General features: G+C 50.9%; 19 protein-coding genes, 2 tRNA genes, 3 rRNA genes and 1 pseudogene. 9 read left to right on the top strand and 16 right to left on the bottom strand.

From position 1 onward, the window contains the following. Positions 1-113 precede the first annotated feature (113 nt). A complete protein-coding gene (locus CBP31_RS09445; protein WP_087036690.1) occupies positions 114-1,292 on the top strand; it encodes a CinA family nicotinamide mononucleotide deamidase-related protein in 1,179 nt (392 codons plus the stop codon). An 80-nt stretch (positions 1,293-1,372) separates the two neighbouring features. Here CBP31_RS09445 and CBP31_RS09440 read toward each other — a convergent pair whose 3' ends face one another. The 6 genes from CBP31_RS09440 to CBP31_RS09415 all read right to left on the bottom strand — a co-directional run bounded on the left by CBP31_RS09440 (position 1,373) and on the right by CBP31_RS09415 (position 8,154). Next, positions 1,373-2,083: a phosphatase PAP2 family protein gene (locus CBP31_RS09440; RefSeq protein WP_227874985.1), complete on the bottom strand. Its 711-nt coding sequence runs from the start codon at positions 2,081-2,083 to the stop codon at positions 1,373-1,375. Positions 2,084-2,651: 568 nt separating this feature from the next. Next, positions 2,652-2,766: ribosomal RNA gene (gene rrf, locus CBP31_RS09435) — 5S ribosomal RNA — on the bottom strand. Positions 2,767-2,877: 111 nt separating this feature from the next. After that, positions 2,878-5,770 (bottom strand): 23S ribosomal RNA (locus CBP31_RS09430). 403 nt (positions 5,771-6,173) lie between these two features. Next, positions 6,174-6,249, bottom strand: a tRNA-Ala gene (locus CBP31_RS09425). 141 nt (positions 6,250-6,390) lie between these two features. Beyond that, positions 6,391-6,467 (bottom strand) — tRNA-Ile (locus tag CBP31_RS09420). A 144-nt stretch (positions 6,468-6,611) separates the two neighbouring features. After that, positions 6,612-8,154: ribosomal RNA gene (locus tag CBP31_RS09415) — 16S ribosomal RNA — on the bottom strand. Together the 16S, 23S and 5S rRNA genes with 2 tRNA genes alongside form the textbook arrangement of a ribosomal RNA operon. A 691-nt stretch (positions 8,155-8,845) precedes the next feature. On the opposite strand from CBP31_RS09415, the gene CBP31_RS09410 reads away from it, so the two are divergent. Then, complete coding sequence (locus CBP31_RS09410; RefSeq protein WP_087036687.1) at positions 8,846-9,391, top strand: gamma carbonic anhydrase family protein; 546 nt, start codon at positions 8,846-8,848, stop codon at positions 9,389-9,391. A 16-nt stretch (positions 9,392-9,407) separates the two neighbouring features. Here the strand turns inward: CBP31_RS09410 and CBP31_RS09405 are convergent, their stop codons facing one another. Together CBP31_RS09405 and aroE are read right to left on the bottom strand one after the other, a co-directional pair. Then, positions 9,408-9,668 carry a DUF1488 family protein gene (locus CBP31_RS09405; RefSeq protein ID WP_087036684.1) on the bottom strand — a complete coding sequence of 87 codons (261 nt, stop codon included), beginning with the start codon at positions 9,666-9,668 and terminating at the stop codon, positions 9,408-9,410. A gap of 11 nt (positions 9,669-9,679) precedes the next feature. Then, positions 9,680-10,504: a shikimate dehydrogenase gene (gene aroE, locus CBP31_RS09400; RefSeq protein WP_087036681.1), complete on the bottom strand. Its 825-nt coding sequence runs from the start codon at positions 10,502-10,504 to the stop codon at positions 9,680-9,682. A 161-nt stretch (positions 10,505-10,665) separates the two neighbouring features. Here aroE and hdfR point away from each other — a divergent pair, with 161 nt between their 5' ends. Further along, positions 10,666-11,520 (top strand): HTH-type transcriptional regulator HdfR, encoded by an 855-nt coding sequence (gene hdfR, locus CBP31_RS09395; RefSeq protein ID WP_227874984.1) that lies wholly within the window; start codon positions 10,666-10,668, stop codon positions 11,518-11,520. On the opposite strand, the gene hemF is transcribed toward hdfR, so the two are convergent. From hemF to dprA, 5 genes are read right to left on the bottom strand one after another with little or no spacing between them, the layout of a single operon-like run. After that, the gene (gene hemF, locus CBP31_RS09390) at positions 11,517-12,425 is read right to left on the bottom strand and encodes an oxygen-dependent coproporphyrinogen oxidase (RefSeq protein ID WP_087036676.1); all 909 of its coding nucleotides are present in this window, start codon (positions 12,423-12,425) and stop codon (positions 11,517-11,519) included. The genes hdfR and hemF overlap by 4 nt on opposite strands. Positions 12,426-12,481: 56 nt before the next feature. Further along, positions 12,482-13,045: a Sua5/YciO/YrdC/YwlC family protein gene (locus CBP31_RS09385; protein WP_087036673.1), complete on the bottom strand. Its 564-nt coding sequence runs from the start codon at positions 13,043-13,045 to the stop codon at positions 12,482-12,484. Between the two features lie 46 nt (positions 13,046-13,091). Continuing rightward, entirely contained in the window at positions 13,092-13,661 is a 570-nt protein-coding gene (locus CBP31_RS09380) for a DNA topoisomerase family protein (RefSeq protein WP_087036671.1), read from the bottom strand. A gap of 47 nt (positions 13,662-13,708) precedes the next feature. Beyond that, a complete protein-coding gene (locus CBP31_RS09375) occupies positions 13,709-14,182 on the bottom strand; it encodes a DUF494 family protein (protein ID WP_087036668.1) in 474 nt (157 codons plus the stop codon). A 2-nt stretch (positions 14,183-14,184) separates the two neighbouring features. Next, entirely contained in the window at positions 14,185-15,282 is a 1,098-nt protein-coding gene (dprA, locus tag CBP31_RS09370; RefSeq protein ID WP_087036665.1) for a DNA-processing protein DprA, read from the bottom strand. Positions 15,283-15,475: 193 nt separating this feature from the next. On the opposite strand from dprA, the gene def reads away from it, so the two are divergent. The 6 genes from def to CBP31_RS15855 all read left to right on the top strand — a co-directional run bounded on the left by def (position 15,476) and on the right by CBP31_RS15855 (position 21,270). Further along, the gene (gene def, locus CBP31_RS09365; RefSeq protein WP_087036662.1) at positions 15,476-15,997 is read left to right on the top strand and encodes a peptide deformylase; all 522 of its coding nucleotides are present in this window, start codon (positions 15,476-15,478) and stop codon (positions 15,995-15,997) included. A gap of 9 nt (positions 15,998-16,006) precedes the next feature. After that, positions 16,007-16,984, top strand: a complete 978-nt coding sequence (fmt, locus tag CBP31_RS09360) for a methionyl-tRNA formyltransferase (protein ID WP_087036660.1) — start codon at positions 16,007-16,009, stop codon at positions 16,982-16,984. Positions 16,985-17,115: 131 nt separating this feature from the next. Further along, positions 17,116-18,423 carry a 16S rRNA (cytosine(967)-C(5))-methyltransferase RsmB gene (rsmB, locus tag CBP31_RS09355; protein ID WP_087036658.1) on the top strand — a complete coding sequence of 436 codons (1,308 nt, stop codon included), beginning with the start codon at positions 17,116-17,118 and terminating at the stop codon, positions 18,421-18,423. Further along, positions 18,420-19,796 (top strand): Trk system potassium transporter TrkA, encoded by a 1,377-nt coding sequence (gene trkA / locus CBP31_RS09350; RefSeq protein WP_087036656.1) that lies wholly within the window; start codon positions 18,420-18,422, stop codon positions 19,794-19,796. The genes rsmB and trkA overlap by 4 nt, the downstream gene beginning before the upstream one ends. 29 nt (positions 19,797-19,825) lie before the next feature. Continuing rightward, positions 19,826-21,082 (top strand): TrkH family potassium uptake protein, encoded by a 1,257-nt coding sequence (locus CBP31_RS09345; protein ID WP_265414949.1) that lies wholly within the window; start codon positions 19,826-19,828, stop codon positions 21,080-21,082. 14 nt (positions 21,083-21,096) lie between these two features. Further along, positions 21,097-21,270 carry a potassium transporter TrkG gene (locus tag CBP31_RS15855; RefSeq protein WP_265414948.1) on the top strand — a complete coding sequence of 58 codons (174 nt, stop codon included), beginning with the start codon at positions 21,097-21,099 and terminating at the stop codon, positions 21,268-21,270. Between the two features lie 301 nt (positions 21,271-21,571). On the opposite strand, the pseudogene rmuC reads toward CBP31_RS15855, so the two are convergent. The 3 genes and pseudogenes from rmuC to CBP31_RS09330 form a co-directional block, all read right to left on the bottom strand. Then, positions 21,572-22,935: pseudogene (gene rmuC / locus CBP31_RS09340) on the bottom strand (DNA recombination protein RmuC). 4 nt (positions 22,936-22,939) lie between these two features. After that, entirely contained in the window at positions 22,940-23,191 is a 252-nt protein-coding gene (locus CBP31_RS09335; protein ID WP_087036653.1) for a hypothetical protein, read from the bottom strand. Positions 23,192-23,247: 56 nt separating this feature from the next. Further along, positions 23,248-24,204: a PfkB family carbohydrate kinase gene (locus CBP31_RS09330; RefSeq protein WP_087036651.1), complete on the bottom strand. Its 957-nt coding sequence runs from the start codon at positions 24,202-24,204 to the stop codon at positions 23,248-23,250. Positions 24,205-24,218: the final 14 nt, after the last annotated feature.

Below are 24,218 nucleotides of genomic sequence, written 5' to 3'. Positions count from 1 at the left end.
GTCTAGACATCTAGAACTCTACAACAAAGTAGCTAATCTTGTCATCCTCAACGTGTGCCAAAGGCTCAAGATACGCTAATATCGGGGGCAACACCCTTAAAGGAAAGACTATTATGGAACCTGTTATTGAACTGGTGAGCACGGGCGACGAGGTATTGACCGGCTTAATCACAGATACCAATGCCGGCTGGTTGTCTCAATTACTGCTCGAACAAGGCTGGCAAGTGCGCCGTCGCTTCACCGTCGGTGACGATAAAGCCGATTTAGTCGAGTTATTCGAACAGCGCAGTCATCAAGCAGACATAGTGATTGTCAATGGTGGCTTAGGCCCCACCTCGGATGATATTAGTGCCGAGGCCATGGCCGATGCCGCTGGTGTAACACTAGAGCTCAATCAACACTGGCTGGAGGTGATGCAGCAGAAATACGCTAGCCGTAACCGTGACATGCCCAAGAGCAACAGCAAACAAGCCATGCTGCCCCAGGGTGCCGAGTTAGTGGATAATCCGGTAGGCACCGCCTGTGGTTTCGCCGTTAAGCTGAATCGCGCCACCTTCTTCTTTACCCCAGGGGTGCCCTCTGAGCTAAAAGTGATGATGAACGACGAAATACTGCCGCGGCTACGTCAACAACTGGGTGACAATGGTCGCAGCCAAGTACGACGCTTCTTCTTGTTTGGTTTATCAGAGTCTGGCTTAAGCGACAAACTTGATGCACTCACTTGGCCCGCTGGTATTGCGCTAGGTTATCGCGCTAATCTGCCGACCATAGAGGTGAAGCTTATCATCGACACCGCAAATGCCGAGGCCATAGCGCAAGCTGAAGCACAATTGCTCGCTCAAGTCGGCACGCACCTGATTGCCCGAGACAACATGGACTTTACTGCCAGTTTAGGACCCATGTTGGTCGATAAAGACTTAATGATTTTTGAAGATGCCAGCGGTGGTCGCCTAACTGATACCATCAGTACTATCACGCGAGAGTTTGAAGGCCACTATCTTGCCGGCTTACCAGACGAAGCTGAAGAACTGGCTCATTGGCTACAAAAATCCGCACGTCCCCTCACTTTAGCCATAGGCGCCGCAGGCCCTAAAGGAGTGCCTGTAGCATTAAAAACCCAGACCGGCTGCTATGTGCAAACCTTGCAGATGCACTTTCGTGATCCGCTGTCACAGCGCCGTTTATTAGCTTTCACGGCATTAGATATGCTACGTCGTCACCTTATGAATGAAACCGTAATGATCGACTATGACATTTTGCCTTGTAGCGAGCGCCTCACCTTGCCCGCTTAACAATGCGAAAGGGCGACACCGAGTGTCGCCCTTAACATTTTTTAAGCTGATAGCTTACCGCTTCATGCTGCCCGCAGGGCTTAGCCTTGCAATCGCCACTTGGTAAGCAACGTTTCCACAGGCCTCACCATAGCTTCAGTAAATCGCTCTGCTAAAGGAGTATGAAACAACCAAGCGCCGGTGATCAAAGCCAAAGGCAGCGAACCACAAATAAAATCAGTAAACCAATGGGCTCCCGACATCACACGTGGCATCGCCAAAATAAACACCAAAGGCGCGACTACATATAAGTAACGGCGCGGAAAACGATAGCAAGCAAACAGTAAAAAGGTCGCAAAGCCAATGCCGTGATCGCTGGGGAACGAATCGCCAGACGCATCTTTGGCTTTAACATCAGGCACCAGCAGACTCACCCGCTCGGCTTGCTCATACACCACAGTGGGGCTCGCACGCTCAATGGGTAAAGCCTTACCTGCCGCCGCTTGCAGCGAGAAGCAGCCCGCCATCAATAACAATAAACAACCCATCTTCGCCCGATCACGGCCCTTCAACTGCCAAGCGTGAGAGAACACAAAGCCTGCCATCAGTAAGGCAACCGCACCATCAATCCAGCGCTGGTTAACCACGGCTACCAGATGAGCAAAACCCGGTACCGTCACTAGTCGATTATTGAACCACCAAAAAACGCCTTCATCTAGGCTTTGCCAATAACCAAAATACCAAGTAAAAAACAGAGCTAAAGCCAGCAATTGCAGTGCCAACCAGCCTTTAATATCCCAGCGCATATTCATATCTTTCATCTTTAAATGGGGCCTTTTTATACCAGATTGCCGAGAGTATTTCAGCTGAACGCTGAAATACTACCAATCGTATTAATTATTTGGCCAGCCTTGCAGCTGGATTTAATGTGATTGTTTTTTGTAGTGTGCCCACCTTGTTGCTAGGCAAAGAGTATCGGCACGGTTTGAATTTTGTTATTAAAGCCCCCCTGCTTCGCAGGACCACCGAAGTCATCTATACGAGTGGACTACAACACACGCTTTTTGTAGAAGCCTGCTTTAGTTAGCTATGTAATGGGGTTTTTATGTCGATCTTAAATAGAACGATTCTTTAGTGCGTTTGGTATAAAAGGCAGAGCTCGGAGCGCGAAGCACTGAAAAAGAAGTTCCGCCTACGGCGAAATGCGAGAGTAAACGTTCGCCTACCACAGACGGTGTCTGTCTTGGCTTGTCCCCTTCACCCCTTACGCTTCACCCTTCACTTTTTTTAAAATACAGACATGAAAAAGCCCAACACATGAGTATTGGGCTTTTCTTGGTCGAATGCTCTTTGCAGAAATATCGACCCTACTAATTGGTTGCCTGGCAGTGACCTACTTTCACATGGCAGCTGCCACACTATCATCGGCGCGGCTGCGTTTCACTACTGAGTTCGGCATGGGATCAGGTGGTTCCACAGCGCTATGGCCGCCAGGCATAAATTGTAATCTGGAAAGCTGGTTTGTAGTTGTCGTACTGTTTAAGCACGCTAACTTGAATAATTTGTTTGTTCTCGACCGCAAGGTCTCACACTTCTTGGGTGTTGTATGGTTAAGCCGCACGGGTAATTAGTATTGGTTAGCTCAATGCATCGCTGCACTTACACACCCAACCTATCAACGTTGTAGTCTCCAACGGCCCTTTAGAGGGCGTAAAGCCCTAGGGATGACTCATCTTGAGGCTCGCTTCCCGCTTAGATGCTTTCAGCGGTTATCGATTCCGAACGTAGCTACCGGGCAATGCATCTGGCGATACAACCCGAACACCAGGGGTTCGTCCACTCCGGTCCTCTCGTACTAGGAGCAGCTCCTCTCAATCATCCAACGCCCACGGCAGATAGGGACCGAACTGTCTCACGACGTTCTGAACCCAGCTCGCGTACCACTTTAAATGGCGAACAGCCATACCCTTGGGACCGACTTCAGCCCCAGGATGTGATGAGCCGACATCGAGGTGCCAAACACCGCCGTCGATATGAACTCTTGGGCGGTATCAGCCTGTTATCCCCGGAGTACCTTTTATCCGTTGAGCGATGGCCCTTCCATACAGAACCACCGGATCACTATGACCTACTTTCGTATCTGCTCGACCTGTCCGTCTCGCAGTTAAGCTGGCTTATGCCATTGCACTAACCGTACGATGTCCGACCGTACTTAGCCAACCTTCGTGCTCCTCCGTTACTCTTTAGGAGGAGACCGCCCCAGTCAAACTACCCACCAGGCACTGTCCGCAACCCCGATAAGGGGCCTACGTTAGAACATCAGACATACAAGGGTGGTATTTCAAGGATGGCTCCACGACAACTGGCGTCATCGTTTCACAGCCTCCCACCTATCCTACACATGTAGGGCCAATGTTCAGTGCCAAGCTATAGTAAAGGTTCACGGGGTCTTTCCGTCTAGCCGCGGGTATACGGCATCTTCACCGCAAATTCAATTTCACTGAGTCTCGGGTGGAGACAGCGTGGCCATGATTACACCATTCGTGCAGGTCGGAACTTACCCGACAAGGAATTTCGCTACCTTAGGACCGTTATAGTTACGGCCGCCGTTTACTGGGGCTTCAATCAAGAGCTTCACCCGAAGGCTAACCCCATCATTTAACCTTCCAGCACCGGGCAGGTGTCACACCGTATACGTCCTCTTGCGAGTTTGCACAGTGCTGTGTTTTTGATAAACAGTTCCAGCCACCTGGTCACTGCGGCTGAGTCACGCTCCATCCGCAAGGGATTTCACATGCCTCAGCGTACCTTCTCCCGAAGTTACGGTACTATTTTGCCTAGTTCCTTCACCCGAGTTCTCTCAAGCGCCTTAGTATTCTCTACCCGACCACCTGTGTCGGTTTGGGGTACGATTCACGTGTACCTGAAGCTTAGAGGCTTTTCCTGGAAGCGGGGCATCAGTGACTTCACCGCCGTAGCGATTTCGTCTCAGGCCTCAGCATTGTGCGTCCGGATTTACCTAAACACACTGCCTACACCCTTTCACCAGGACAACCAACGCCTGGCCCACTTAGCCTTCTCCGTCCCCCCATCGCAGTACACGTCAGTACGGGAATATTAACCCGTTTCCCATCGACTACGCCTTTCGGCCTCGCCTTAGGGGTCGACTCACCCTGCCCCGATTAACGTTGGACAGGAACCCTTGGTCTTTTGGCGTGGAGGTTTTTCACCCCCATTATCGTTACTCATGTCAGCATTCGCACTTCTGATATCTCCAGCATGCTTCACAACACACCTTCGCAGACTTACAGAACGCTCCCCTACCACGCACTCAATAAAGAGTGCATCCGCGGCTTCGGTGCATAGTTTAGCCCCGTTACATCTTCCGCGCAGGCCGACTCGACCAGTGAGCTATTACGCTTTCTTTAAATGATGGCTGCTTCTAAGCCAACATCCTGGCTGTCTGAGCCTTCCCACTTCGTTTCCCACTTAACTATGACTTTGGGACCTTAGCCGGCGGTCTGGGTTGTTTCCCTCTTCACGATGGACGTTAGCACCCACCGTGTGTCTCCCGGATAGTACTTTGCGGTATTCGGAGTTTGCATAGGGTTGGTAAGTCGGGATGACCCCCTAGCCTAAACAGTGCTCTACCCCCGCAAGTATTCGTCCGAGGCTCTACCTAAATAGATTTCGGGGAGAACCAGCTATCTCCCGGTTTGATTGGCCTTTCACCCCCAACCACAAGTCATCCCCTAATTTTGCAACATTAGTGGGTTCGGTCCTCCAGTTGATGTTACTCAACCTTCAACCTGCTCATGGCTAGATCACCGGGTTTCGGGTCTAATCCTAGCAACTATTCGCCCAGTTAAGACTCGGTTTCCCTACGGCTCCCCTATACGGTTAACCTTGCTACTAAAATTAAGTCGCTGACCCATTATACAAAAGGTACGCAGTCACCCAACAAGTGGGCTTCCACTGCTTGTACGTACACGGTTTCAGGTTCTATTTCACTCCCCTCACAGGGGTTCTTTTCGCCTTTCCCTCACGGTACTGGTTCACTATCGGTCAGTCAGGAGTATTTAGCCTTGGAGGATGGTCCCCCCATATTCAAACAGGATATCACGTGTCCCGTCCTACTCGATTTCACTGTAAATGACGTTTGGTGTACGGGGCTATCACCCACTACGGCTGGTCTTTCCAGGACCATTCCACTACATCATAAACAGCTTAAGGGCTGGTCCCCGTTCGCTCGCCGCTACTAGGGGAATCTCGGTTGATTTCTTTTCCTCGAGGTACTTAGATGTTTCAGTTCCCTCGGTTCGCCTCGTAACGCTATGTATTCACGTTACGATACTCTACTAAGTAGAGTGGGTTTCCCCATTCGGATATTACGGACTCAAGCGCTTCTTACCAGCTCATCCGTACTTAACGCAGGTTAGCACGTCCTTCATCGCCTCTGACTGCCAAGGCATCCACCGTGTACGCTTAGTCACTTAACCATACAACCCCAAGAAGTGTGTTTTATGCTGTCGCGGCTTTGCAATTTCGTCGTTATTACTCTTACTCGTGCTATCACATAGAAAACTATGCTCAAGCACTCGTTCAAGTAATGCCTAGAACTTGCTGCGCTGCGACCTGCCTAAATGCTCACTTATAATAAGTAAACTTCAGGCTGTATAAAAACAATTCTCTAAGCGGGGTCGCTTGCATCAGTGACTGATGCTTACAACTATATTTCGCCAAGAATTTCTAAGACACTTGCGTATCAAGAACTACAAATTATTTCTATCAGCTTTCCAGATTGTTAAAGAGCGTGACTTCGTTAGAAATCAAAGGAGTAAGCTGTATACAGCGTATTACTTTGATGTCTGACTTCGGTTTGTTTTATTCGTTAGCACTAAATGGTGGAGCTATGCGGGATCGAACCGCAGACCTCCTGCGTGCAAGGCAGGCGCTCTCCCAGCTGAGCTATAGCCCCATTTAGTTCTTAGCTTTGTGTTTCGCTTTATATCATTCGCATAATATTCAGCGTGTCACCAAATCATTCTAATACTAGGTATAAGATGAGGAAGTTTAGCCTGCTAAACGACGAGTCTTATGACGACGTAGGAGATTGATTTGGTGGGTCTGGGTGGATTCGAACCACCGACCTCACCCTTATCAGGGGTGCGCTCTAACCAACTGAGCTACAGACCCAAACCGTTTCTTTACCCTCAGTACGTGGTTAAAACCATCGACCTGAGGGCAAAAAATCGCACCAGCAGCGTTTGCCCATGCGATTTAAGTCACTCTTTTTTATCAAGCAAACTGTGTGAACACTCAACAGACGTTAAGTTAAGGTAAGGAGGTGATCCAACCCCAGGTTCCCCTAGGGTTACCTTGTTACGACTTCACCCCAGTCGTGAATCACAAAGTGGTAAGCGCCCTCCCGAAGGTTAAGCTACCTACTTCTTTTGCAACCCACTCCCATGGTGTGACGGGCGGTGTGTACAAGGCCCGGGAACGTATTCACCGTGGCATTCTGATCCACGATTACTAGCGATTCCTACTTCATGGAGTCGAGTTGCAGACTCCAATCCGGACTACGACGCGCTTTCTGGGATCCGCTCACCATCGCTGGTTGGCTTCCCTCTGTACGCGCCATTGTAGCACGTGTGTAGCCCTACCCGTAAGGGCCATGATGACTTGACGTCGTCCCCACCTTCCTCCGGTTTATCACCGGCAGTCTCCCTTGAGTTCCCGCCATTACGCGCTGGCAACAAAGGATAAGGGTTGCGCTCGTTGCGGGACTTAACCCAACATCTCACGACACGAGCTGACGACAGCCATGCAGCACCTGTATCAGCGTTCCCGAAGGCACCAATCCATCTCTGGAAAGTTCGCTGTATGTCAAGGGTAGGTAAGGTTCTTCGCGTTGCATCGAATTAAACCACATGCTCCACCGCTTGTGCGGGCCCCCGTCAATTCATTTGAGTTTTAACCTTGCGGCCGTACTCCCCAGGCGGTCAACTTAATGCGTTAGCTCCGAAACCCACGTCACAAGGACACAGACTTCAAGTTGACATCGTTTACAGCGTGGACTACCAGGGTATCTAATCCTGTTTGCTCCCCACGCTTTCGCACATGAGCGTCAGTCTTTGTCCAGGGGGCCGCCTTCGCCACTGGTATTCCTTCCAATCTCTACGCATTTCACCGCTACACTGGAAATTCTACCCCCCTCTACAAGACTCTAGTTTGCCAGTTCCAAATGCAGTTCCCGAGTTGAGCTCGGGGCTTTCACATCTGGCTTAACAAACCGCCTGCGTGCGCTTTACGCCCAGTTATTCCGATTAACGCTTGCACCCCTCGTATTACCGCGGCTGCTGGCACGAAGTTAGCCGGTGCTTCTTCTGTGGTTAACGTCACAGTGTAAACGTATTAAGCTCACACCTTTCCTCACCACTGAAAGTGCTTTACAACCCGAAGGCCTTCTTCACACACGCGGCATGGCTGCATCAGGGTTTCCCCCATTGTGCAATATTCCCCACTGCTGCCTCCCGTAGGAGTCTGGGCCGTGTCTCAGTCCCAGTGTGACTGGTCATCCTCTCAGACCAGTTAGAGATCGTCGCCTTGGTGAGCCATTACCTCACCAACAAGCTAATCTCACTTGGGTTCATCCAATCGCGAAAGGCCCGAAGGTCCCCTCCTTTCCCCCGTAGGGCGTATGCGGTATTAGCCATCGTTTCCAATGGTTATCCCCCACGACTGGGCAGATCCCCAAGCATTACTCACCCGTCCGCCGCTCGTCAGCAAAGTAGCAAGCTACTCTCTGTTACCGCTCGACTTGCATGTGTTAGGCCTGCCGCCAGCGTTCAATCTGAGCCATGATCAAACTCTTCAATTAAAGACTTGATGCTCAATGAATTACTGATATATCTATTACTAGGTACACTTTGCAAGACATTGAAAAACAATATTATTTTGTTCTCAACGTGCTGCTAAGTGCCCACACAGTTTGCTTGATAAATTGTTAAAGAGCGTTGACCTTATCTCAGGTCAGGGATGCGTATTCTACGCAAACCTCAGTGTTCGTCAAGTGTTTGTTTGAACTTAATTTCTGTTCTCTTCAAACCCTTGTGACCGTGAGCGCCTTGCCCCGTGTCAGTGGTGGCGAGTATAGAGATCTGAGTTTTTAGCGCAAGGTGTTTCTGACGATAAATGACACTTTAATGACTGACTGCTCAAACACCCAGCAAGCGCACAAGATACCCACAGAGTTATGCACATTAAGACAGAAAGGAGTGAGAGGTAAGGAGTGAGGAGAAGGTATAAAACCGTAGAAAATGATGAATAAAGGATGAAGAGCACACCTAAAGTAGCGATCGACCGAGGATCAATACTTGTATCAGATAGAACCGAGGTCTGAATAAGGGCTGGTGCTGTGAATGGCATGGCTAGCGCAGCTCAACGTACTGCTTATATATAGAAGGGATCTCTCTAAGGGTTAATCGCGCTGATGGGTTGCTGCTGGTAGCTGTGCTTCTTATATAGAAGCCGCTACTCTGTTATATCTTCATTTACGAGTTTAGGTGTTCATGATGACAGCACTGAAAAGTTATAACGGTATCACTCCCGAATTGGCTCGGGGTGTGTTTGTAGAAGCGTCGGCGATTTTGTATGGCGATATTCAGATAGGTGACGATTCGAGTATCTGGCCGTTGGTGGTAGCGCGTGGGGATGTGCATCGTATTCGTATTGGTGCGCGCACTAATATTCAAGATGGTTGCGTGTTGCATGTATCACGACCAAGCTCGACATTGCCTACTGGCCTGCCCTTATTAATAGGTGATGAGGTGACAATTGGCCATAAGGCAATGTTACATGCCTGCACTGTTGGTCATCGAGTGTTGATCGGTATGGGAGCAATTGTGCTGGATGGGGCTAACATTGCCGATGAGGTGATGGTCGGTGCTGGTAGTTTGATACCGCCAGGTATGCAATTGGCGTCGGGCTATTTATATATGGGTAGCCCTGCTAGGCAAGTGCGACCATTAACGACGGCAGAGAAAGCCTTCTTTTCTGAGTCCGCCGCTAACTATGTACGCCTAAAAGACGAATATCTGAAAGAGAGTGAGGAATAAAACCTACAGGCTGCGCTTATAACAATAAGCTGCCATCGGGACTAAAGGCTTCTTGACCAACAAGCTCGCTCACCTGCTCTTCTATATCAAAGCGTACTGACTCAAAGGCCAGCATAATGTTGGCTTCATCGACTAACACTTGTCCGGTGAGATGTTCGAGTTGGGATAAATTCAGGTAGCAGATGATTTGGCCGCCAAACCACTGGGCAGTAAAAGTTAGCCTTTGCTGTTCTGGCTGCCAATTAAGATCGTCATTAACGATGATATCCTGATTCATGTGCCACTCCTTTATACGGGAATCGCTAACTGCTCACGCAACGCCTCGAGTACCGGCATCACTTCAGGCCGCACTCCGCGCCAGATATAAAAGCTTTCGGCGGCCTGACCGACCAGCATGCCTAAGCCGTCATATCGGTGTTCAAGCTTTTGCTCTCTAGCCCAGGCCAGAAACGGCGTTTCTGTCGCGCTATACATCATGTCGTAAACACGGGTGTCGGGATGACACACCTGCTCACTTAAGGATAGCGTCTCGCCCTGTAAACTGGCGGACGTACTGTTGATGATGATATCAAAGGACTGTTCCAGTTCCTCAAGCGGTGCGCTGCTAATATTGCCGAGCTCGGCAAAATGCTGAGCCAACTCTTCGGCGCGCGCCGGGGTGCGATTAGCAATCACTATTTGTGCCGGTAGCTCGGCTAATAATGGTGCCAGCGCACCTCGTGCCGCACCGCCTGCGCCTAACAATAAGATCTTAGCGCCGCTTAAGGTAAAGCCGAGGCGTTTGAGATCCATCACTAAACCTGCGCCATCGGTGTTATCGCCGAGCCAACGCCCATCAGCCAGTAAATGCAGTGTATTCACCGCGCCCGCCAGCTCAGCTCTGGGAGTCAGTTCATCGGCGATGTCCAAGGCTTGAGTCTTGAACGGCACCGTAATATTGCAACCTTTACCGCCCTCGGCTGCAAAATGACGCAAACTATCGGCAAAGCCATTTAACGGAGCGAGCAGGCGCTGATATTCAAGCGTTTGCTCCGTTTGCTCGGCAAATTGCTGATGGATAAACGGAGATTGGCTGTGCTTGATGGGGTGCCCAATAACGGCATATCTGTCCATGATGTTTGCTCTCGCTGACGGTGTAACGGCTGAATTAAACACTATTGAGTCTTAAGTAGACGGTAAATGCACTGATATTGCCAGTACATACATTTTTTGGTTGCAAAAATTACCAAAACGAATAGATTTTGCGCTAACGAACAAAAATATTGTGGCTCGCATTGGATACTGAACTGTTAAAAACCTTTTTAGAAGTTTCGCGCACTCGCCATTTTGGCAAAGCAGCGGAGCATCTGTACCTGACGCCGTCGGCGGTCAGCTTTCGCATTCGCCAGTTAGAAAGTCAGCTGGGCGTAACGCTCTTTACGCGGCTGCGCAATAATATCCAGCTCACTTCTTCCGGTGATGCACTTATTCCTCATGCGGAGTCCATGCTACTCGCTTGGGCACGGGCGCAACATGAAGTGGCATTGAGCGAACGGCAAACTCAGCAACTGGCGGTGGCTGGCACCGCCAACTTGTGGGACGCTTACCTGCAAGAGGGCTTACATCGATTGTATTGCGAGCTGCCGGCGTTGTCATTGCGCGCCGATATTCGCACGCCTGAGCAAATGACCCGCGCTCTTTTGAGTCGTACTCTGGATTTGGCTTTTTTAACGGATCCGGCACGCATTGAAGGTGTGCACCATGTGGCTATTCACACCATGGAGCTGCAACTGGTGTCGTCGCATCAACATTTAGATACGGCAAAGGCGATGGCGGAAGATTATATCCGCATCGACTGGGGCACGGCGTTTAACACCCAGCATGCCAAGCTGTTTAATGCCAGCACGCCACCCATCTTACATACGGGCTCGGTGCGCATTGCGCTTGAGTATTTACTGCATCATGGGGGCAGCACTTTCTTACCCAGCTCCATGATTAATACTTACCAGCAGCAAGAACAGCTGTTTGTAGTGGCCGATACGCCGTCTATTAGTCGCGAAGTTTATGCGGCTTATTTACCCGGTGGGGAGCGCCAAGGTTTAATCGATCAAGTGGTCTCCTTGTTCGCCCCCCAAGCCGTTGAGGATTAAATCCAGACTCTGGGCACCAAGAAGTCATTTAACTTGGCTTCTTTGGTGCCCGGCTCTGGCTGAAAGTCATATTCCCAGCGCGCCAGCGGTGGCATCGACATTAAAATAGATTCGGTGCGCCCGCCAGTTTGCAAACCAAACAGCGTGCCTCGGTCGTAGACCAAGTTAAATTCTACATAACGGCCGCGACGATAGAGCTGAAACTGACGTTCTTGCTCGGTATAAGGCGTGTCTTTGCGCTTTTCGATAATCGGCAGATAGCCATCTAAGTAGCCGTTACCGACCGCTTGCATAAATTCAAAGCAGCGTTCAAACGGCCACTGATTTAAGTCATCGAAAAACAAGCCACCCACGCCACGGGTTTCATCTCTGTGCTTCAAGTAGAAGTAATCATCACACCACTTTTTATATTCTGGATACACCTGCTCACCAAAGGGCGCGCACAAGTCATGGGATACTTGATGCCAATGTTGGCAGTCTTCTTCTACCGGATAAAAAGGCGTTAAGTCAAAACCACCACCAAACCACCACACCGGATCCGCCCCTTCTTTTTCGGCAATAAAAAAGCGTACGTTGGCATGACTGGTAGGCAGATGCGGATTGTGCGGGTGGATCACCAGTGATACGCCCATGGCTTCAAACGAGCGACCTGCCAACTCAGGGCGATGCGCCGTGGCCGAGGCTGGCATGGCATCGCCATGTACATGAGAGAAGTTAACGCCGCCTTGCTCAATGACGCTGCCATGGCGCATCACGCGACTTCTGCCACCACCGCCTTCGGCGCGATCCCAGCTGTCTTCAATAAATTGGCCAGTACCATCGGCCGCCGCTAAGCCGGCACAAATATTATCTTGTAACTGTAATAAAAAGGCTTTCACGGCCTGGATATCAGGTTGAGTGCTCATTGATTTCTCTCTCAAAGTTCAAATTCAGGCGGGACGTAGCTTAAGCCGTACTTAGCTTAAGCCGGACGCAACACGGCGCCGGTACTGCCATCGCGGATTAAAGAAGGGTTAGCCCGCCCTTCGGTGATGCCAGGTAAAATATAATCCAGCTTATCGCCCAACTGCAGTGTAAGTTGCTCGGCGGTGCGCGCCGGCGGCTGGCCGGCAATATTGGCACTGCTGGACACCAGTGGCTTGCCAAAGGCTAAACAGAGATCGTGCACTTGGGGATGCGCACTTACCCGTACCGCCAGTGAGTCGAAGCGCCCTTTAAGCCAAGTGGGTACTTCCGGTTTGGCAGGAATGACCCACGTATTGGGCCCAGGCCAAGTATTGAGGATCTCACTCAAGCGTCCTTCGGGCAGTTGACTCAAGTCTAAATAAGGCAGTAACTGACTCATATCAGCCGCCACCAGCACTAGTCCCTTTTCAATCGGCCGCTGTTTTATTTCCAGCAAGCGGTGCACGGCGGCCCCATTATCAGGGTCGCAGCCCAAACCAAACACGGCTTCAGTGGCATAGCCAATCACGCCGCCTTGGCGCAATTGCTCTAAGGCTAAATGCAGGTTATTCGCGTTCATCAGTGTATTAATTCCTTAGCCCTGTATGTCATTAAAAAGTGCGATATCAGAGCGTTTCAACAGGCGGTGCTTGATGATAACCACAGCCTTTTTTCGGGCAATGCAGTTGGCCTTTGCGCTCCACCAAGATGGTAAAGCCACAGTCTGGGCACGCCTGTGCCACCGGCTTATCATTACTGATAAAGCGACATTGGGGATAATGATTGCAGGCATAAAAGCGTTTGCCGTAACGGGAGGTTCTGGCTACCAATAGCCCTTTATTGCACATGGGACAGCTGGGCTCGGCGTCGCCTTGGTCGTTAATATCGGCGATATGATGGCACTCGGGGTAATGAGTGCAACCAATGAAGAGACCAAAACGGCCTTTTTTAAGTGCGAGCGGATGCTGACATTGCGGGCATTCGCTGCCCTCAAGCACTTTTTCGATGTCTTGATCCGGTTCAACCACTTTCAGTGGCCGCAGATAATCACAGGTAGGATAAGAAACGCAGCCAAGAAAAGCGCCATGTTTTCCATGGCGTAACTCAAGCGCCGCACCACATTGGGGGCAAGGGGACTGCTCCCACTCAGGAGCCATTTCTTTGGTACTAAATAGACTGGAATCGATTTTCGACATACCGCGCCTCCGAATGCATTACTGCAATTCTATCAGCGCGGCGCCGTTCAGTGAACCGCCCCTTCTGGTTGCTCAAAAATAAGCTCCTCCAGTTGGTGATAAGCGGACTCGCCACCCGGTACATTAAACAGCACCATCATGGCCACCCACTTCAGATCATCTAACTCGATCTCGGGCGGATCCAGCTCCATTAGTCGCTCAATTACTATCTCGCGAGTGGCGGCGTTCAAGACCTGGATCTGTTCTAAGAACAACAAAAAGCCTCGGCCTTCTGCGTCGATTTTAAACATCTCTTCTTGCGTGTAAATACGAAATGAGCCGGGTTCAGACATAGCCCAAGCAGGTGTTTCTTCTGCTTCTTGTAACTCAGCCAAACGTTCTAGCCAAGCTAGCGCCTTGAGGATCTCTTGCTTTTGAAAGCCTGCTTGGCTTAATTCATCGGCGAGTTCATCCTGTTCTACCATGGTATCTACATCGGTGTGGATGTAGCTTTCGAATAAGTACATGAGTACCTCGAACATGATCATCCCCTCCTCGCTCTGACATAACCCCCGGGTACAGATGCTACCCAGCCAGCCAACTCCAGTTCGACCAACTGAATAAGCACTTCCTGCACCGGCTGCTGACAACGGGTTACAATCACATCTAACGCCGTTGCCTCTAGTCCTACGTTATCCAACAACTCCGGATAAGGCAATAATTCGCCTGAATTTGCAGCAAGAACTTTGACCTCTGCCACTGAAAATACATTTAGCTCTTCTAATATATCATTGGCGCTTAATACTAATTTAGCTCCTTGCTGGATCAGTTGATTACAGCCCCACGCCAACGGGTTTTGCCAAGCCCCCGGAATGGCAAACACCTCGCGCCCTTGCTCTAGGGCGTAACGCGCCGTAATCAGCGAGCCACTACGCTCGGCCGCTTCCATCACTAACACCCCCAAACTTAAGCCGCTAATAATGCGATTACGCCGTGGGAAGTGATGCGCCAGCGGCCCTATCCACGGATAACATTCGGAAATTAACGCACCTCCCGACGCTATTAGCTCAGTGGCCAAGCGTAGGTGGCGCTTGGGATACACCTTAGCTAAGCCCGAGCCCAGCACGCCTAAACTAATGCCGCCCGCGTCTAAGGCTGCTTGATGGCTAAGCCCATCTATGCCGAGTGCTAGGCCAGAGGTGATAATGGCGCCGGCTTCAACCAAGGCCGGGATCAAGGTTTTGGTGTTTTCTTTGCCCACATAAGAGGGATGACGACTGCCAACCACTGCAATCTGCGGTCGGGTTAAGGCGTTAAGCTCGCCTTCCACAAATAATATCAAGGGTGCCGCCGGTATGGCTTTTAGTTGCGCCGGATAATCGGGATTATCCCAGGTGAGAATATGACGATTAGACGCAGCTTGCTGCCACGCCAATATAGGTTCAAGTAGTTCAAAGTGCGCAGTTTGTAACTGGCTTAATTGCTCGGTGCTTAATTTGGTTTGCTGAAGATTTTCTGGCAGATACCAATGCTCGCCTAAAGTTTGGTAGAGCTTAAGGGCGCGCACCGGACCTATGCCGTGAGTGTGCTGCAGAGCCAACCAAGGCAATAGTGGGTGTTGTGTTAACCTTGATGCCGTCATTTGCCACCTCATCCATAAGTATGGCCATGCTTATCAAGCAAAGATCTGAGTTAATGCCTAAATAGGCTGCAATCAGCACCGTTTTGACCCTGATTTTTTAGTTAGCTGGCGCTGTTGTTAACTCTTGCTGTTTTTTGTGCGCCGACATGGCTAAAATAGTACCAATATCGATAGATAAAAGAGTTTATTTGTTATGGCAAAATTATTACCTGTATTACGTTTCCCCGATGAGCGCCTGCGTACCGTGGCCCAGCCCATCACCGAATTCACGCCTGCCTTAGGCCAAATTGTAGATGATATGTTTGAAACCATGTACGCAGAAGAAGGCATAGGCCTAGCTGCGACCCAGGTGGATATTCATCAGCGCTTAATCGTGATCGACGTTTCCGAAGACAGAGCGGAACAACTGGTGCTGATCAATCCGGAGATCTTGGAGCAAAGCGGCAGCACCGGTATTGAAGAGGGCTGTTTGTCGGTACCCGGCGCGCGTGCGCTGGTAGAAAGAGCCGAATTTGTTAAGGTGCGCGCCCAAAATTTACAAGGCGAGACCTTTGAGTTTGAAGCCGATGAGCTACTCGCTATCTGTATTCAGCATGAAATGGATCACTTGATTGGTAAGTTGTTTGTGGATTATTTGTCGCCGTTAAAACGCCAGCGCATTCGCCAAAAAATGGAAAAGCTGACCAAGCAAGAAGCCCAAGAACTGCAATCATAAGGACGCCTTTTGAGCTCACTCAATATTATCTTTGCCGGTACGCCGGATTTTGCTGCCCGCCATTTGCAGGCTTTGCTGGGTTCTGAACATAAGGTGGTGGCGGTTTACACCCAACCGGATCGCCCCGCTGGCCGCGGTAAAAAATTAACCCCGAGTGCGGTTAAAGTGGCCGCCGAGCTGGCCGGTATTCAGGTATTACAGCCGCCAAGCTTGCGTGATGAAACAGCCCAACAAACATTAGCCGCACTGAATGCGGACATTATGGTGGTAGTGGCCTACGGTTTGATCTTGCCCCAAGTGGTATTGGATGCGCCGCGTTTGGGCTGCATTAACGTGCATGGTTCTTTGTTACCACGCTGGCGGGGTGCTGCACCCATTCAGCGCGCCATTTGGGCCGGCGACGCGGAGACCGGTGTCACCATCATGCAGATGGACAAGGGCTTGGACACCGGCGACATGCTGCACATCGCCAGCTTGCCAATTGAAGCCTCTGACACTTCCGCCAGCCTCTATGAAAAGCTAGCCGAGATTGGCCCAAGCGCATTATTGGAAAGTCTGACCGTGATTGCCAATGGCCAAGCTAAGCCAGTGGTGCAAGACGATGCGTTGGCGAATTACGCCGAGAAACTCTCTAAAGAAGAAGCGCACATCGATTGGCAACAATCCGCGACGCACATTGAGCGTTGCGTACGAGCTTTTAACCCGTGGCCGTTTAGCTACTTCTTAGTGGGCGAGCACAATATTAAAGTCTGGCAAAGCCAAGTGCTAACCGATGCTGATCTTACATCGCACAGCCCTGAGTCCACACAAATAAGTGCTGCACCCGGTACTATCATTAGCGCCAGTAAGGCGGGAATCGATGTGGCCACCGGTGATGGAGTACTGCGTTTGCTGAGCCTACAACCGCCCGGCAAGAAAGCCATGAGCTGTCAGGATTTGCTCAATGCGCGTAAAGACTGGTTTCAAGTAGGCGCCGTTCTTAGCTAGGTATTAAGTGCTTAACTAAGCAGGACTCTTATTAGGGCACAATGCCTAGCGAGGTATCGCTCTCAGCTAGGCACATTTCTCAGCTAAATATGGCTCTCGCCTCAACACCCTTAAACATTCGTGGTAACTCTATGAAAACCCGTGCCGCCGCAGCCAATATCATTCATCAGGTGCTTAACCAAGGTCAGTCCTTATCCAGCTTACTGCCCCGCTATCAGCAAGACGTCGCCGCCAAAGACCGCGCCCTGTTACAAGAGCTGTGCTTTGGCACCTTGCGTTGGTATAGCCGACTGGATGCCATCACCAAGCCCTTATTAGAAAAGCCGCTCAAGGGTAAATACCGTGTAGTGCATTCCCTAGTTTTGGTTGGCATCTATCAACTACTGTATACCCGCATTCCGCCCCATGCGGCACTGGCCGAAACCGTCAACGCCTGCAAAATACTGAAAGCAGAGCCTTTTAAAGGCATGGTGAACGGTATTTTGCGCAACGTACAACGCCAAGAAGCAGAGCTCACCACCAAGGTCGACTTACTACCTCAGCTACGCTTGGCACACCCTAATTGGCTGGTAAAGCGTATTCAGCAGGCCTATCCCGAGCAGTGGCAAGAGATTCTCACCGCCAATAACCAGCATCCGCCGATGTGGATCCGCGTAAATCAACGCCAACACAGTCGCGAAGACTACTTGGCCATGTTAGCCGCCGCAGACATTAGCGCCACGCCAGACGCAATCGCAGACAGCGCGCTTTGTTTAGGCCGCCCGTTAGATGTGACGTTATTGCCCGGCTTTGAGCAAGGGGCAAGCTCGGTGCAAGACGCCTCGGCCCAATTGGCGGCTCAGTTACTCGATGCCCAAACGGGTGAGCTGGTATTGGATGCCTGCGCGGCACCCGGTGGTAAAACGGCGCATATTTTAGAGCGCCAACCTGACGTAAAAGAATTAGTGGCCGTAGATCTGGACGGCGAGCGCTTAAAACGAGTGCATCAAAATTTAGATCGCATGGGTTTGCAGGCCACGGTTATAGAAGCCGATGCGGCAGCGCCTGATACTTGGTGGCAGGGTGAAAATTTTGACCGCATCTTGCTCGACGCACCGTGCTCTGCGACTGGCGTTATTCGCCGTCACCCGGACATTAAATGGCTGCGCCGCGCCGAAGATATCGCCCAATTAGCCAAGCTGCAGGCACAAATTCTGGATGCATTGTGGTTAAAGTTAGCACCCGGCGGCACGCTGTTATATGCCACTTGCTCTATTTTACCCGATGAAAACAGCGAACAAATCATCGCTTTCTTAAGCCGCACGCCAGATGCGCAGCATATAGCACTGCATGCTGATGATACGCCTGCCACACCGGGCTGGCAGCTTTTGCCGGCGCTCGAGCAAGGCGACGGTTTTTATTATGCCAAGCTCACTAAAAAAACAAGTAAATTAGCATGAAGATCATCATCTTGGGCGCAGGCCAAGTGGGCGGCACCTTAGCCGAAATATTGGTCAGTGAAAATAACGACATCACGGTCGTTGATACTAACGCCGAGCGGCTGCGCGAATTGCAGGACAAGTACGACTTACGGGTGATTAACGGCCATGGCGCTTACCCGAACGTGCTACGCGATGCCGGTGCTCAAGATGCAGATTTGCTGGTGGCGGTGACCAGCAGCGATGAAACCAACATGATTGCCTGCCAAGTCGCCTACTCGTTATTTAATACGCCCAATAAGATAGCGCGCATTCGCGCACCGGAGTTTTTAGCAGAACGGGAGCGCTTGTTCCTTAATGAGGCATTGCCGGTAGATAACTTGATAGCCCCTGAGCAGCTGGTGACCGAATATATTTATCGGTTAATTCAGTATCCGGGCGCATTACAGGTGGTGGACTTTGCCCAAGGCAAGGTCGGCTTGGTGGCCATTAAAGCCTATTACGGCGGCCCATTAGTGGGTAACGCGTTATCGAGCTTACGGGATCATATGCCAGGCATTGATACTCGAGTGGCGGCGATTTTTCGCCAAGACAGACCGATACGTCCACAAGGCACCACCATTATTGAAGCCGATGACGAAGTATTCTTCGTGGCGGCGAGTGGCCATATTCGTGCGGTAATGTCTGAGCTACAGCGCGTAGAAAGCGATTATAAGCGCATTATGATAGTGGGTGGTGGCCACGTGGGTGCGGGACTAGCTAAGCGCTTAGAAAAAAATTACTCGGTCAAACTGATTGAGCACAATTTAAAAAGAGCCGAGCAACTGTCGGAATTGCTGGAAAACACCATCGTCTTTTGTGGTGATGCGGCGGACGAAGAATTATTGATTGAAGAGCATATCGAGCAGATCGACGTCTTTATTGCCGTAACCAATAAAGACGAGGCCAATATTATGTCGGCCATGCTGGCAAAGAAACTCGGCGCCAAGAAAACCATGGTGCTAATTCAGCGCAGTGCCTACGTCGACTTAGTACAAGGCGGCAGCATAGATGTGGCCATTTCACCCCAGCAAGCCACCATCTCCGCGCTCCTTACCCATGTGCGCCGCGCCGATATCGTCAACGTGCACTCACTGCGCCGTGGTGCAGCCGAAGCCATTGAAGCCATCGCCCACGGCGACAGTGCCACCTCTAAGGTGGTGGGCCGCCAAGTGGGTGACCTCAAATTGCCACCGGGCACCACTATCGGCGCCATTGTACGGGGTGATGAAGTGATCATTGGTCACAACCAAACGGTGATCGAGCAAAATGATCATGTGATCCTATTCTTAGTCGATAAGAAGTTTATCCCTGAAGTGGAGCGCCTGTTCCAACCCAGCCCCTTCTTCCTCTAGTCGCGCAGGAATTCAGCCGAGAGGTGTAGATGTTTAATATTAGACCTCTCGCTTTTATTCTTGGCTCCGTATTATCCAAATTAGCGCTCTTTATGTGGCTGCCGGCCTTGTTGGCCTTATTTGGCCAAGGCGCGGGGTTTGAAGAGTTTTTACTGGCCACCCTGCTCACCCACGTCACGGCACTCTCCCTCTGGCTGCTCGGCCGAGGGGAAAAAGTACACCTTAGAGTGAAAGAAATGTTTTTGCTCACCACCCTAGTGTGGCTGTGTGTTTGTGTGTTCGGCGCCCTGCCGTTTGTGTTTATCAGCCACATTAGTTTTACCGACGCCTTCTTTGAAACCATGTCTGGCGTGACCACCACCGGTTCCAGCGTGTTAACGGATCTTGCACAACAGCCGAGCGCCATTTTGCTGTGGCGCTCCCTACTACAATGGCTAGGAGGCGTCGGTTTTATCGTGGCGGCGGTCGCCATTTTGCCGAACCTTAACGTCGGTGGCATGAAGCTATTCAAAACCGAATCCTCAGACTGGTCCGATAAAAGCGCACCCCGCGCCGCGACTATGGCCAAACGTATCGTCTGGCTCTATATCATACTCACCGTCATGTGCATGCTCGGCTATTACGCAGGCTCCGACATGAGCGGCTTTGAGGCCATCAATCATGCCATGACCACCTTAAGCACCGGCGGTTACTCCACCACCGAGCAATCGATGAATCATTTTTCGGTGGGCGCGCACTGGGTGGCCATCGTATTTATGTTTATTGGCGGCCTGCCTTTTTTATTGATGGTGTATAGCCTGCAGCAACAGCATTGGTATCTGTTTAAAGATGCCCAAGTGCGTGGCTACTTGGTGTTAGTGTTGGGTGCTGCTTTGGTGTTAAGCACCTATCTTTGGCTAACGGGCCGCTATGCTTGGCCGGATGCCATTCGTATCGGCTTATTTAATTTAATCTCGGTGATCACCACCACGGGTTATAGCCTTGATGATTTTAGTGGCTGGGGGCCTTTTCCGCTGCTGTTGTTTGGCTTGCTGATGGTGTGCGGTGCCTGCTCTGGCTCAACCGCCGGTGGCTTTAAAATTTTCCGTTTTCAGGTAGGCATGGTGCTCTTTAAAAAGCAGTTCTACTTGCTGATCCACCCCAGAGCCGTGGTCGGACAGCGCTATAATGGCCGCCATGTGAGCGACGATATAGTTCGCTCCCTGATCACTTTTATTTTCGGCTATTTTGCCACCATAGCGCTATTGGCATTAATGCTGGCTTTGCTGTCATTGCCCCCCAAGTAGCGCTGTCCGCTGCCATGACGGCAGTGGCCAACGTCGGGCCGGGTATCGGCGACACCATAGGCCCCAACGGCAACTTTGCCAGCTTACCGGATAGCGCAAAGTGGTTATTAGCCATCGGCATGCTGATGGGGCGCTTAGAAATTATGACGGTGATGGTGTTGTTATTTCCGAGGTTTTGGCGGAGCTAATTTAAGACTGCTGGTGAGGTGAGAGGTGTAAAGAGTGAAGGTGACGAGTAAAAGCACTCAGCCTGAACGAGGCGAGCTTTATGTTTATGCCGTCATCCTGATGAACATCAGGATCTCGCTCTAGGAATCAAAGACTAAAACCTATTTGCCACGCCTCTTTGTTACAGATAAGCACAGACAAGGGTCGGAACAATAGTGATCAGATCTGAAAGTAAAAAAGCCTTAATGGGTAAGAGCCAAACCCCATCGTCTGAACGAAGAGAGCTCTTACTATAAATAAGCCCTTAGGCCCTTGTCCTTTTTAGTCTTTAAACGCGGCTTCGGGTAAGCGGTCTTCACTGCGTGCGGCTTCGCGCAGGTGTTCAGGCAAGGGCTTAGTTACCTCAACGCCCAGTTCACGAAAAGCTTCAGCTTGGCGGATCAGGTTGCCACGGCCACTGCTCAATTTCTTCATGGCGCGCTGATAGCTGTCTTCCGCCTTATGCAGAGAGTGGCCCATCGCTTCCATGTCTTCAGTGAAAGAGCGCAGCTTTTCATAGATTTTACCGGCAGATTCGGCAATTTTACGGGCATTTTGATTTTGTCGCTCTACCCGCCATAGATTTTCTATGGTGCGCAGTGCCACCAATAAGTTGGTGGGGCTCACCAATAATATATTATTGTCTAGCCCGTATTTAACTAAGCCGGGCTCTGCTTCTACCGCCACCAAAAATGCCGGCTCCACCGCCACAAACATCAGCACATAATCCAGGGTGCGCACCCCTTGTAGCTGTTGGTAGTCTTTACGGCCTAACTCGCGAATATGCCCACGCACCGAGTTTACATGCTCGCGCAATGCTTGCTCACGCGCCTGTGCATCCTCGCCGTTGTAGTAGCGTTCATAAGCAGTAAGCGAAACTTTAGCGTCGATAATTATGTCTTTATCTTGAGGCAGATGCACTACTACATCTGGCTGGTAGCGTTTGCCCTCGGCATTATTTAGGCTGAGTTGTGTGCTGTATTCATGGCCTTCGCGCAGCCCAGACTCCGACAATACGCGCGACAGCACCACTTCCCCCAGTTACCCTGCTGCTTACTATCGCCCTTTAAGGCACGAGTAAGGGCCGTGGTATCGGCACTCATTTGTTGATGCAGCTCGGCTAAGCGTTCAATTTCAAATTTAAGACTGTGCCGTTGGCGGCTTTCATCCGCGTAGGTTTCTTGAATATTACGGCGAAAGCCGTCTAACTGCTCGCGCAGTGGCGTCAGTAAGCCGTCCAGACTGTGCTGGTTAAGTTCACGAAAGTTATGAGTTTTTTGCTCGAAAATACGCTGAGCTAAGTTTTCAAACTGCTGGGCGACGCGGGCTTCGCTGGCTTCAAATTCCACTTGCTTGTCGGCCGCCCACTGGCGCTCTTGGCGCAATAGGGTTTCATATTCTTTGAGCCGACCATTCATCTTTAGCACCAGCTGCTGCTGCTGCTCCAGCTTTTGCCGCGTTTCTTGCAGCTCTTGGTGTTTATCCTGCAACAAGGTTTGTCCTTGTTGCACTTGCTGAACTAATAGTTGTACTTGCTGGGCTAACAGCTGCAAGCGCGTGCCTAAGCTTAAACGCGTCAACCCCCAGCCGAGCAGCAAGCTACCACCCGCCGCTACCAGATAAGGCCATATCAAAGGGAATGTCAGCATGTTAGCGCCTGCGTTGTTCGAGGAGGGCTTTTACGTGACGATTAAAGCGCAGCCACAATAAAACATATAACAGGTAAATTAAGATAATCTGCCACTTATGCTGATTGATGCCGTTATCGAAGTCAGCAAAGCCCACACCGCTAAACTGCACGTAGAGCACGAGTAGCAAAGGAAACATTAAGAATACCGACCAGCGCCAGCACTGGCCGAGCAAGGAGATAATGACACTGTTATTTAAGGCGCTGGTATTCAAGGCTGGTTACTCAAGGTCTGGACCGAGCTTTAGCTTAACAGTGAAGGGCGCAACATTCAGCCCCGGGATAGCATGCCGCCCTGCGTATGTAGGTAGTGTTTGAGACGCTCACTGGGGATAGAGCTGGTTGACGATAACGCATACGCCGCCCATTGACTGGCTTGATTGAGCGCGCTGGCCATCGGCAATTTCTCCAGTAAGCCATGAATTAAACCACCGGCAAAGGCATCGCCAGCACCCGTGGCATCCACCACTGAAACCAAAGGTGCGGGCACTTGAATATGCTGCTCCGCAGAAAATGCCTCGGCGCCCTGCTCACCCCGGGTAACGACCAACCATTGCAGGCTGTCGCCGGCCAACTGTTGGGCATGGTGCCAGAGGTTATCTTGATGACCGCTGAGTCCGGCATTTAGATTGGCATTCACATTAGCGCTCGAGTCTGCATTTAGGTCAGCACTTAGGCCGGCACTCAAGTCAGCACTTAAGCCGGCACTTAAGTCGGCATAAGAGGCGATCATTATCTGACACGGCCGTGACCAGCGCCCGCCTTTCGGATATTGGCTAACCACTAAGGTGTGATCTAGCATGCCAGCCATATACGCCGCCGCGTCAGCGCCTTCGTAATTAACATATAAACAATCGACGATAGAACTGGGTAGTTTGCTGGGTAGCGCAGGTCGCCGATGTTGGCGCAAAATCGTGCGCTCACCGCCGCCGTCCACAAGTACCAATAGCTCGCCGGTTTCGCCCGAAAATTGCTCCACCTCGCTAATATCTAAGCCTAATTCTGTGGCCGTTTTTAATAACCAAGCGCCGGTTTCGTCGTTACCTACCCGCGATAAAATGCGCGCTTGATGGCCCGCCCACAGTAAACCAATGCCAGTATTGGCCGCACCGCCGCCTAAGCGACGGCCTTGATCCCGATACTGTAAACGACTGCCGGCAATGAGCGGCTCATCCAATGCCAAGACCCGATCGCAGTTTAAGTTGGCCAACAGCCGAATATTTGCCATGGTGCGCCTTTGTT

Origin of the sequence: Oceanisphaera profunda, assembly GCF_002157895.1 — a bacterium.
In the GTDB taxonomy this organism is placed as follows: Bacteria; Pseudomonadota; Gammaproteobacteria; order Enterobacterales; family Aeromonadaceae; genus Oceanimonas; species Oceanimonas profunda.
Note: the sequence above shows the minus strand (reverse complement) of the source record. Positions and strands in the feature narration are given on the sequence as shown.

Excerpts from the sequence above, each read along its gene's own strand:
- CBP31_RS09380 (WP_087036671.1), bottom strand. The coding sequence starts at position 13,661 with ATGTCGAAAATCGATTCCAGTCTATTTAGTACCAAAGAAATGGCTCCT.
- trkA (WP_087036656.1), top strand. The coding sequence starts at position 18,420 with ATGAAGATCATCATCTTGGGCGCAGGCCAAGTGGGCGGCACCTTAGCC.
- dprA (WP_087036665.1), bottom strand. The coding sequence starts at position 15,282 with ATGACGGCATCAAGGTTAACACAACACCCACTATTGCCTTGGTTGGCT.
- CBP31_RS09345 (WP_265414949.1), top strand. The coding sequence starts at position 19,826 with ATGTTTAATATTAGACCTCTCGCTTTTATTCTTGGCTCCGTATTATCC.
- CBP31_RS09405 (WP_087036684.1), bottom strand. The coding sequence starts at position 9,668 with ATGAATCAGGATATCATCGTTAATGACGATCTTAATTGGCAGCCAGAA.
- CBP31_RS09375 (WP_087036668.1), bottom strand. The coding sequence starts at position 14,182 with ATGTTCGAGGTACTCATGTACTTATTCGAAAGCTACATCCACACCGAT.
- CBP31_RS09330 (WP_087036651.1), bottom strand. The coding sequence starts at position 24,204 with ATGGCAAATATTCGGCTGTTGGCCAACTTAAACTGCGATCGGGTCTTG.
- CBP31_RS09440 (WP_227874985.1), bottom strand. The coding sequence starts at position 2,083 with ATGAATATGCGCTGGGATATTAAAGGCTGGTTGGCACTGCAATTGCTG.
- CBP31_RS09445 (WP_087036690.1), top strand. The coding sequence starts at position 114 with ATGGAACCTGTTATTGAACTGGTGAGCACGGGCGACGAGGTATTGACC.
- CBP31_RS09410 (WP_087036687.1), top strand. The coding sequence starts at position 8,846 with ATGATGACAGCACTGAAAAGTTATAACGGTATCACTCCCGAATTGGCT.
- aroE (WP_087036681.1), bottom strand. The coding sequence starts at position 10,504 with ATGGACAGATATGCCGTTATTGGGCACCCCATCAAGCACAGCCAATCT.
- rsmB (WP_087036658.1), top strand. The coding sequence starts at position 17,116 with ATGAAAACCCGTGCCGCCGCAGCCAATATCATTCATCAGGTGCTTAAC.
- CBP31_RS15855 (WP_265414948.1), top strand. The coding sequence starts at position 21,097 with ATGACGGCAGTGGCCAACGTCGGGCCGGGTATCGGCGACACCATAGGC.
- def (WP_087036662.1), top strand. The coding sequence starts at position 15,476 with ATGGCAAAATTATTACCTGTATTACGTTTCCCCGATGAGCGCCTGCGT.
- CBP31_RS09385 (WP_087036673.1), bottom strand. The coding sequence starts at position 13,045 with ATGAACGCGAATAACCTGCATTTAGCCTTAGAGCAATTGCGCCAAGGC.
- hemF (WP_087036676.1), bottom strand. The coding sequence starts at position 12,425 with ATGAGCACTCAACCTGATATCCAGGCCGTGAAAGCCTTTTTATTACAG.